This window comes from Tepidimonas charontis, from assembly GCF_007556685.1.
GTDB lineage: Bacteria > Pseudomonadota > Gammaproteobacteria > Burkholderiales > Burkholderiaceae_C > Tepidimonas > Tepidimonas charontis.
Genome location: NZ_VJON01000041.1, coordinates 17770 through 27992, shown reverse-complemented (window position 1 = coordinate 27992; position 10223 = coordinate 17770). Strand labels below are relative to the sequence as shown.

The 10223-nt window shown below is 67.9% G+C and carries 6 protein-coding genes; all 6 read left to right on the top strand.

The features are described from left to right. Window positions 1–1554 (top strand): type IV secretion system DNA-binding domain-containing protein (locus Tchar_RS11050; RefSeq protein WP_144329068.1); only part of this gene is annotated, 1554 nt, incomplete at its 5' end. A 234-nt stretch (window positions 1555–1788) separates the two neighbouring features. Then, complete coding sequence (locus Tchar_RS11045; RefSeq protein ID WP_144329067.1) at window positions 1789–2253, top strand: hypothetical protein; 465 nt, start codon at window positions 1789–1791, stop codon at window positions 2251–2253. 11 nt (window positions 2254–2264) lie between these two features. Beyond that, entirely contained in the window at window positions 2265–4796 is a 2532-nt protein-coding gene (gene mobF, locus Tchar_RS11040; RefSeq protein WP_161595508.1) for a MobF family relaxase, read from the top strand. A 113-nt stretch (window positions 4797–4909) separates the two neighbouring features. Then, a complete protein-coding gene (locus tag Tchar_RS13755; protein ID WP_161595507.1) occupies window positions 4910–9403 on the top strand; it encodes a conjugal transfer protein TraG in 4494 nt (1497 codons plus the stop codon). Next, window positions 9400–9708, top strand: a complete 309-nt coding sequence (locus tag Tchar_RS11030) for a hypothetical protein (RefSeq protein ID WP_144329065.1) — start codon at window positions 9400–9402, stop codon at window positions 9706–9708. The genes Tchar_RS13755 and Tchar_RS11030 overlap by 4 nt, the downstream gene beginning before the upstream one ends. 44 nt (window positions 9709–9752) lie before the next feature. Next, window positions 9753–10151 (top strand): hypothetical protein, encoded by a 399-nt coding sequence (locus Tchar_RS11025; protein WP_144329064.1) that lies wholly within the window; start codon window positions 9753–9755, stop codon window positions 10149–10151. The last annotated feature ends 72 nt before the right edge of the window (window positions 10152–10223 follow it).

Below are 10223 nucleotides of genomic sequence, written 5' to 3'. Positions count from 1 at the left end.
ACCCCCACCCCCGCCCAGACCCAAGCCCAGGCCCTGGCCGAGGCCGAGGCGCTGCTGGCCGACGTCGCGCGCTACGCGGGCATCGGCGCGCTGCTGGGGATGGTGGGGGGCCTGCTCGTGCCGCTGGGCCGGCCCGAGGACGTGGCCGCGCAGGCCGCCACGCTGCGCGGGGCAGAGCTGGCCGACGCGCGCAAGCTCCAGCGGCTCACAAAAAAATCCGCCGGCGGAATCACCATCGCAAATATCCCAATTCCCGCGAATTTGGAAACGCTGCATTTTCTGATATCCGGATCAACTGGCGCTGGAAAAACTGTCGCGATTCACGAAATTCTCGATGGCGCCGCGAGCCGCGGAGATCGCGCGCTGATCGCCGATATCGGCGGATTAGCGCTGGAAAAATACTATGACGAATCGCGCGGCGACATCATCATCAATCCTTTGGACGCGCGCTCGGTCGAATGGTCGCCGCTCGCAGAAATGCGCGCGGCACACGATGCCGAGCGCATCGCCCGCGCGATTGTCCCGGAGGGCCACGGGAGCGGCAAAGAGTGGAATGCGTATGCGCGCACATTCGTGTCGTCGGTTTTTGAATACGCATTCAAAAACCAATTGAACAATGAGAAATTGGCCGAATTGTTGCTATTCTCGCAAAACTCGGAATTGCGCAAGCTCTTTGCCGCGTATCCGATTCGCGCCATGCTGGACGAATCCAACGACAAAATGTTGGCGTCCGTGCGCGGCATTGTGTCGGCCTATTGCGCGCCGTTTCGATTATTGCACCCCGAAGCCGACGCGCGGGCTTTTTCGATTCGCAGGATTGCGGAAGACAATTCAAAGCGCTGGATTTATTTGACTGCGCGCGATGATCAAATTCAAGCATTGCGCACGTTAATATCTGCCATGATCGACATTTGCACGGTCGGCATCCTGTCACGTAATCCAGGCGATGCGCGGTTTTGGCTGGTGCTGGACGAATTGGCGACGTTCGGGCAAGTTTCGGGATTGGCGGATTTTTTGACGAAATCCCGTAAATACGGCGGACGCGCGATTGTTGGCATTCAATCGACCGCGCAATTGCGCGATATCTACGGCCGCGACGGTGCGCAAACACTTTTGTCGTGTTTGTCAAATGCGCTGATATTGCGCACTGTCGATGCCGAAACATCCGAAGAATTGTCGCGACTCATCGGCGAGCGGCAAATCTATCGCGAAAATCTTTCGCAATCTGAAGCTTCTCGTGGACACTTGTCGCAGACACGTAGCGTGCAATTGCGACTCGAAAAGGAGCGCGCGATTTTGCCGTCGCAAATTCAAAATCTGCCCGACCGCACGGGGTATCTATCGCTCGCGGGGGATTTTCCTGTCGCGCGGGTCAGCCTCGAAATCCGCCAGCGTCCATCGCGCGCGCAAAGCTATTTGCCCGCGAATCGCGATCCCATCGCCCCGCGCGCTGCAGCGGAGCAATCGCCGCCGCCATCGCAGCCCGCATCGCCGCCGCGCGCGGAGCCCGCGCAGGCCGGTGAGTCGCGCGAATCCGCGCGCTCCATCGAATAGCCTTTTGTATACGCACGATGCAGAGTCACCCAGGAACGCACACTCCCCACCCCGGACGGGTGGCGGTATGACGCCCTCTAGCGTGGCGGTATGACGCGCGTATACAGAAGTATACAGGCGTATACAAGCAGGTCCGCGAAGGCCTTTTTTTAGGTGTCGGAAGCGTATACAGGCGTATACACCCTGTATACGCGCATCGCGGGCTGGTGTATACGCTTTTGGAGGATTTCCATCATGAGCAAGGTAATACACACACGCGTTGATGATGATATCGCCGAGATGATCGAGCGTGAATCGAGCAGAACCGGCAAAAGCGTTGCGCAGGTATTGCGCGATGCTTGTCTGACGCACTTTACGAAGCGCCCCGAAAACGCTTCGCGGGATGCAATGGACGCGCGCATGGCCGAGCTTGCGCGCGATATCGACGAAAAGCTATCGGCGATGCAGGAAGCGCTAAAACGGGAAATCCGCGAGCGTTATCGCATTCCGAGTTTCCGCGAGTATCGGATATTTTACGATTTGGAAATCGAGCCGATACCAAATAATGACCTCGACAGCTACGACTTTTATTCGTGGATGCTGCGCTGTGCAAAAGCCTATTGGCGCCGATATGGCAAATGGCCGACGCCGGCAGATGCGCGGCAATTTGGAAACTCTTCTCGCCGGTTTGAATGGCCCAACTCGCCGACCAAGGAATAAAGGATTACGCCATGCTCACCAAAGCCACGATATCGAGCGGCGGCAATATCGCCGCGACCGCCGCGTATTATGCGGGCTATACCGCCGGAAAAGAGGATTTGCAATCTGAACGCACGACCGACGAGCCGCCGGGTAAATGGGCGGGCGGTCTTGCCGAATCCCTGGGCATCGCCGGGGAAATCGTCAAGCGCGACGACCTTGTCGCCGCGCTGTCGGGCTATTCGCCAATCGACCGCGCACCGATGCATTCGACGGCGGGGCAAGACAATCACAAAGCCGGTTACGACTTGACTTTCAGCGCACCAAAAACCGTTTCGCTCGCGTTTGCACTGGCCGACGATCAGCTGCGCGCGGAGATATCCGCTGCGCAGCAAAAAGCCGTCGAATCGGCGCTATCGTACGCCGAATCGACGGGCTTTTTCTACACACGCACCGGGCATGCCGGCGCGGTGCGCGAGCCGCTCGACCGCGTGCTGGCTGCCACTTTCGAGCACGCGAGCAGCCGCGCGGGCGACGTGCATTTACACACGCACGTCGTCATCGCAAACATTTCCGACCGACACAAAACCATCGATTTCGATATCGCGCGCATGCGCGAGATCGATGCAGTCTACAAGCTCGAGCTTTCCAACGCGCTGCAGCGCCTGGGACTGCAGACCGAACGCACGGAAAAAGCCTTCGAGATCGCCGGCTTGCGCGACGCCGCGGAAAAACTTTCCGCCCGATCCGAGCAAATCGCCGAAGCCGCAAAAAGCGACAGCGCGAAATCCCGTGATATCGCGCAAGTCGCGACAAAAGCAGAGAAATCCGCAACCCCCCGCGCCGACGCGATTGCATCCGCGCGGGCATTGGCGGCGGAAATGCATGTCGCGTTACAGCGTAACGCTGAAACGCTCTCACTCGAGTCTGAAGCAGCGCCGCGCATACTGGCCGCTTTCGAGAACGACGCGACCCGCACCGAATCGCAGATCCTCGCCCGCGCGCTCGAGGGCGCGGCGGGCACTGGGCTAAGTGTCGCGCAGGTGCGCGGAGAGATCGCGCGCCTCGAGGCCGCCGGCGAGCTGGTGGCGCTGCGCGACGAGCGCGGGGGTGTCCACTACACGACCCGAGAGGTGCTCGCTGCGGAGCGGGCCATCGAGGCCTTCGCCGCCACCGGCGCGCAGGCGCGGGGCGTGGAGGTGACCGCCGACGCGCGCGAGCGTGCTGTCGCGTCCCGCACGCTGTCGGCGCAGCAGCGCGTGGCCTTTGACCATATCACCGCCGGGCAGCAGCTGTCCGTGATCGAGGGCGTGGCGGGCGGGGGGAAGAGCTACCTCCTGGGTGCCGCGCGCGAGGCCTGGGAAGCCTCGGGCGCGCGCGTGGTGGGCGTGGCGCTGGCGGGCAAGGCCGCGGCAGGCCTGCAGGAAGGCAGCGGCATCGCATCCGACACCATCCACAGCACGCTGCAGCGTATCGAGCGCGGCGAGCTCGCGCTCGATGCAAAGACCGTCGTCGTGCTCGATGAAGCCGGGATGGTGGACTCCAGGCTCATGCACGCGCTCGTGCAGCGCGTCGAGGCCGCGGGCTCGTCCCTTGTGCTCGTGGGTGACACGCGGCAGCTCCAAGCGATCGGCGCTGGTGCTGCGATGCGCGTGATGCGTGACGCTGCCGGGTCTCACGTGACGCTCGACGAGATCCGCCGGCAGACCGACGCGCGCGACAGAGAGATGGTGCTCGCGATGCGCGCGGGCGATGCTGCGCACGCGCTCGGCATCATGAAAGAAAAAGGTTACTTGCACGCGCACGAGAGCGACGCAGACGCACGCAAAGCCATCGCCACAGCCGTCGTGCGTGACTTGGCAGAGGGCAAATCGTCGCTCGCGCTCGCAGCTCGCAGAGCAGACGTCGACAAGATCAACACGGAAGCCCGCGCGCTGGCGCGCGAGGCGGGCTTGCTTCGCGGTGACAACGTGGCCTTTACCACGCAGCGCCGCAGCGACGCGGTGGAGCGGGTGAAGGCCTTTGCCGTGGGCGACCGCGTCGTCGCGCTGCAGAACGACCGCCAGGTGGGGGTCAAGAACGGCCAGACTTTTACGGTCGTCGACGCGCGCGCGGGGCAGCTCACGCTGCAGCGCGACGGCGACGCGGCGCGCATCACCGTGACGCAGGACGCCTACCGCTACATCGACTACGCCTACGCGGTGACCATCCACAAGTCTCAGGGCGCCACGGTCGATACCGCTCACGTGCTGCACAGCGCCGGATCCGACAGATCGATGGAGTACGTCGCGAGCAGCCGACATCGCGAGAGCTTGAGCGTGCACGCCGTCGGCTCGCGCGATGAGGTGGAGCGCGACATCGGGCGCAGTATCGAGCGCCTGGAGGAGAAGCGCTCGGCGCTGGACATGGAGCGCGCAGAGCGGCGCGCGGGCAGCGTGCGCGAGCGTGATGTCGACGAGCGCGAGCGTGACGTGGAGCGTGCGGCGGAGCGGCATGTCGCACACGAGCGTGCGGACGCGGCAGAGGCGCGCGCGCAGCGGCTCGAGCGCTCCCACCCCGCCTAGCCCCTCTCCCGCCCCCTGGGGGCGGGGTGGTGCCTTCACCCTTCCCCGCGCGCGGGCGCCTGTCGCACTCCTGCAGAAGTACAGCGTCACATCCTCACACAGGAGTCACCCTCATGGATCTTTCCATCTACACCCCAGGCGACCCGCAGACGCTGGCCGGTGCGCTGCGCGCGGTCGTCATGACGCTGGGCACGTCGGGCGGCTTTAGCGGCTCGATGCTGGCCGACATGGTCAAGCTCGGCATGATCGGTGCGGTGCTCATGGCGCTGTTTTCTGCGCTGCGCAATCGGGGCTTTCCGCGCTTTGACCACCTGGTGGCGTACTTCATCGCGACTGTCGTGCTGATGACGCCGACCGCGACCGTAACGGTCGAATCGAGCTACGACGGCAATAACACGCTCATGCGAAATAGTTACGCGCCCCAGGTCGTCGACGACGTGCCGATCGTGGTGGCGCTGCCGCTGTCGCTGGGCACGTCCGCGGGCCGGATCATTGGCGAGCGCATGACGGCTGCGATGGCCCCAGCCTGGACGCAGGAGCTTTGCAACATCGGCGCCGACCGCCCCGAGATGCGCGACGCGTCCCGGTGCTCGGTCGTGAGCGCTTTCAAGGCGGCGACGCGCGGCGTGATCGACTTCATCACGCGCACGTCGCAAGATCCGCGCGATCACTTCGCCTACAACGTGAGTATGTTTTTCCGCTTCTGTGATCAGAGCGGAAAAATCGCCGGCCAGGAGGCTTTCTGGCGCAGTCCCGGGTATGACCTCTTTGCGCGGGCTTGTCCGCCGTCCGGCCAGCCAACACTGGACAACCCCGGGCTCGTCGTGCTGACCCAGACCGCCACGTCCAAGGTCGCGTCCAGCGGCGCGATCACCGATGCGCAGAGCAGGACATGCCTGCAGCTCTGCGGCGAAATTCGCGACAAGCTCAAAGCCGGCGCGAGCGCCGAGGAGCAGCTCTTGCAAGAGTTCAACTGTGCCGACGGCTCGGGCTCGGGCTGCGGCACGATGCTGCGCTCGAGCATGGACGCGCTGCTCGTCAATGTGTCCGGCGCAGCGCGTGCAACGTGGAACGACATCGTGTCCTCGGCCGCGTTTGCCTGTTTTCTTGGCTCTAGCGTCAATCGCAGCGCCGAAGCTGCGATCCTCGCGCGCACGACCGCGGGGGCGCCGACGGCTGACGCCGACGTCTGCAATGCGGTCGGCGAGCAGATCCGGTCCGCGCTGATCAATGCCGAGAAAGCCATCGCCGAAGCCGACGCGCGCGCGGCGAACTGGATCGTGATGGCGACCGTCATCATGCCGTTCATGGTCGGCGCCATGCTTTTTACCGGGTACGGCAACCTGGGCCGGGTCTTCGCGGCGGTCGGCGGGTATCTGGCATTTCTTGCCGTGCCGGACGTCGTCAACGTGACCGGCGAGATGATCGTGGCCGGGCAGGCCGACCGGTTTATGCAGATGCTGCAAGACGCGCAAAGCGGGGCACTGCAGATATCCGGCTCGTGCAACGGCTCGGGGCCATGTGCGCACGACCTTTTTGCGTACTTCAGAGAGATCGCCAACGCGATCAACGCTTACGCAGACACGGCCAAGAATGGCGCCTGGGGCCTGATCGCGATCGCCGCGAGTATCGGGTTGCTCGGCATCGGCGGCGCGGCAAGCGCCGGCGGCGGTACGGCGGCCCCGGCAAGCGGCGGCGGTGTCGCGACTGACTTGCAGGGCTACACCCAGGCGACCTCTGCGGCGCTGGGGCGCGGTGTGTCCGCTGACGCGGCACGCGCAGCCGCGGAGCGCGGCACGGCGATGCTCAGCGGTGCCGGGGACTTTTTCTCGGGGCTCGAGAGGAGCATTGCTGCCACCGCTGCGGGCAGTATCCAGGGCTTTATGCAGCGCACTGCAGCAAGCAGCGCCATGGGGCTGACCTCGAGCGCGACGGCCGGGCAGACCGCGGCGACAGGTGTCGGCTTCAACCGCACGGCGGGGCTTGGCACATCGACGAGCACGGGCGCGCGGCAAGCCATCCAGCAGGCGATGGACGTGCTCCAGCGCTGGGGCACGGGTGAGACCGGCGCGCAGGAGCGCCGTTCCGCAGGCGGCACGCGCAACGCTTCGACGTGGGGCGAAGAGCGCGGCGAAGAGGCGTACAGCGGCGAAGACATGCGGGCGGCGGCGCAGGTGGCGAAAGAGCTCGCCGGGCGCTTCACCGCTGGCGGGCGCTTCGACAGCGCCAGTTTCTTGAGCGCTCTCACCTCGCGCGCAGCCGCTGTCGGCGGTGGCGTGGGCCGGGCGCTGGGTGCGCTGGGCCGCGCGCTGAGCGCTGGCGGCGGACTGAGCGCCGACGTCGTGCAGCGCATCGCCGACTCGCTGCAAAGCGCGGCGAGCCAGGGCGAGCGCACCTCCCAGCGCACGACCGCGGGCGCTCGGGGCGAGCGCTTCGGTGAGGCGACGCGCGGGGCATCGCACAGCCGCACGGCGGAGGCCCAGCGCTCGACGAGCGCGGCGGATACGCTCACCGCGGCGCGCGAGCTTCTCGCGCAAGAACTCGCGCGGGTCGACGATGCGGCCCAGCGCACGGGCGGCGTGCAGGATCAGAGCGCGCTGCAGTTCGCCGCGAGCTTCACGCCGATGACCTTTTCGCCGCAGGGTATGGCGGCCGATATGCTGATGGATTTAGCGCGCAACGGTGGCGACATGCGCAGCGTCATCGCTGATCGACTCGCGCGCGGCGGCTTCGACGCCGACCAGATCAATCGTGCTCTCAATGCCTATGATGCCCGGTACGCCGAAGGCTCAAAGAACTTTGCCAATCGGTTTGGGGCAATGTTTGAGTCGGCCTCTCTCGCCATGGCCGATATCGGCGCGAGCAAGAACCCCGAAGACCGTGCGCTCGCGACGCAGGGGCTAATGGCGCTGTCCGGCCACTACGACCAAGCGCGCGCGTTTGGCGTGCAAGCGCGCGGGCTCTTCGGCGAGCATGAGCAGCGCCGGCAAGGTATCGAGTCCGAGGCGGCGGGCATCGATGCCGCGGCGCGCGAGCGGCTGCAGCAGCAGCAGGCCGCAGCAGCCGAGGCGACCGCCGGCTTGCCGACACGCGAGCAGATAGCGGCGGCGCATGAGCGGATCCGGGGCGAGGCGCAAGCCGCGCTGCAGCAAGCGCGGCGGGATAGCTCTTTCAACCCTTTGAGCTACGCCCAGGCGTACGCGGACTATCAGAGGCAAGCCCAAGCGCTCGGCATCGAGCCGCCCCGGCGCATGACCCCCGAGCAGCTCGCGGCGTGGGCGCACCAGACGCGCAAAGCCCTTGCAGCACAGAGCGATCTAAATCCGGCGCTGAAAGCGCTGGAAAACATGTCGCCGTCGCAGATGATGGCCGCGTCGACGCTGGGAACGCTCGCGGTGGGGCTGGGGCAGGCAGGCCTCGAGACCCTGCTACAGCGCGCGGCGCAGACCGCGGCGAGCCCTGCGGCCCGCGCGGCAGCCTCGGCCGCCCTGCGGCAGTCGGGCACATGGGTCGCTCGCGGTGCTGCAGCGGCGGCGGGCGTGCTGGGTGGCGGCGTGCTCGCGACCGGCGCGAGTGTCGCGGTGCTCGCGGGCACAGCCGTGGACGCCGTGGTCATGGCGACGACGGGGAAATCCGCGCTCGGGACGCTGCTATCCGAAGGTCCCGAGGCGGCAAAGGGCGTGCTGCAGGAGGCGTGGGCCAAAATCACGGGCAACGCGCCACGCGGGGGCGGCGGGCAGCCGCCGACCGGCGCGGGAGGTGAAAGCACCACCCCCGCCCCCCGTGCCGGGGGCGGGGAGAGGGGGCAGCCGCAGCAGCCCGTGGCGGTGGCGCCGGCGCAGCAGCCGGCAGGGGCGCCGGTGGCGGTGGCGGATCCGGTGCAGCCGCCCGCACAGCAGCCCGCGCCGGCAGGGGCGCCGCTGCGGGTAGCGCAGGCGCCGGTGGCGGATCCAGTGCAGCCCGTGGCGGTAGCAGGGCACAGCTTCGGGATCATCGACGGGGCCCAGGCCCCCGCGCCGGTAGCCGCGTGGGGCGGTGGTGGCGCCGGGGCGGATACGGCGCCCGTGCGCGTGCCGGACGCGCTCGTCGCAGGCGGGGCGCCGGAAGCCGCGGCGGTGGCGGTGGCGCCTGTCAGCGGGGGCGGCGCTTCCCCCGCGCCGGTGGCGGTGGCGCAGGCGGTGGATCCGATGCAGCCGCACGGGGCTCCGGTGGCGGATCCGGTGCAGCCGCCCGCACAGCAGCCCGCGCCGGCAGGGGCGCCGCTGCGGGTAGCGCAGGCGCCGGTGGCGGATCCAGTGCAGCCCGTGGCGGTAGCAGGGCACAGCTTCGGGATCATCGACGGGGCCCAGGCCCCCGCGCCGGTAGCCGCGTGGGGCGGTGGTGGCGCCGGGGCGGATACGGCGCCCGTGCGCGTGCCGGACGCGCTCGTCGCAGGCGGGGCGCCGGAAGCCGCGGCGGTGGCGGTGGCGCCTGTCAGCGGGGGCGGCGCTTCCCCCGCGCCGGTGGCGGTGGCGCAGGCGGTGGATCCGATGCAGCCGCACGGGGCTCCGGTGGCGGATCCGGTGCAGCCGCGCGTGCCGTCGGCGCTGCAAAGGGGGATGGCATGAGCGGCGCGCGCAGTGATGCCAGTGCCAGTGCCGCTCTGACCGCCGCGCGGGCGGCGCTGGCGGTCGAGCGGCTGCTCACGCTGGTCGACCCGCGCGGCAGGCTGCGCGCGGTGGTCGCCACGGGGACGCAGGCGCAGGCGCTGGCGGCGCTGCGCGAGGTGCGGCAGCGGCTGCACGGGCTACCGCTGGTGCGGCGGGGCGGGGTCGACAGCGCGCTCGTGGCGACGGCTGAGGAGCTGATCACGGCGCGGCTGCTGGACGAGCGCACGATAGCGGAAGACTATCAAGATTGCAAAAAAAGATAAAAAGATTTTTTCCATTTCCGTCCCAGGCGTGATATGCTAGCCGCATGCTGCCTCACCCGCGCGCGCTCGTGCTGCTCCTCGCCCTCCTGGGCGGGCTGCTGCTGCTGGGCGCGCCGGCCGGGCACGGCCACCTCGCCCCGGCCGCGTGGCTGGGAGCGCTGCTGCCGCTGCTCTGGCTGGCCGGCACGGCCGCCCGTGCGGCCCGCCGCCTGCCGCTGGTGGCCGGGCGCGCGCTGGCCGCCGCTGCCGCGCTGCTGCGCGCCGCCACCGCGGCTGCCGGGGCCGCTGCCGCCGCCGCCGGTGCTGCCGCGCTGGCGGGCCTGCACGCCGCCCACCGCCGCGCCGCCACACCCCGCCCTGCCGCCCGCACGCGCGGGCGCGCGCTGGCGCACGAGGCCCTCGCCCCGCGCGTGCTGCCCCTGCCCCTGCGCGCCGCGGCCTGAGGCCCGGCGCCCCGCCTAGCGCCCCCGCGGCCGCCGCTCGCGCGCCGCCGAGGCCTCCAGCCGCACCCGCAC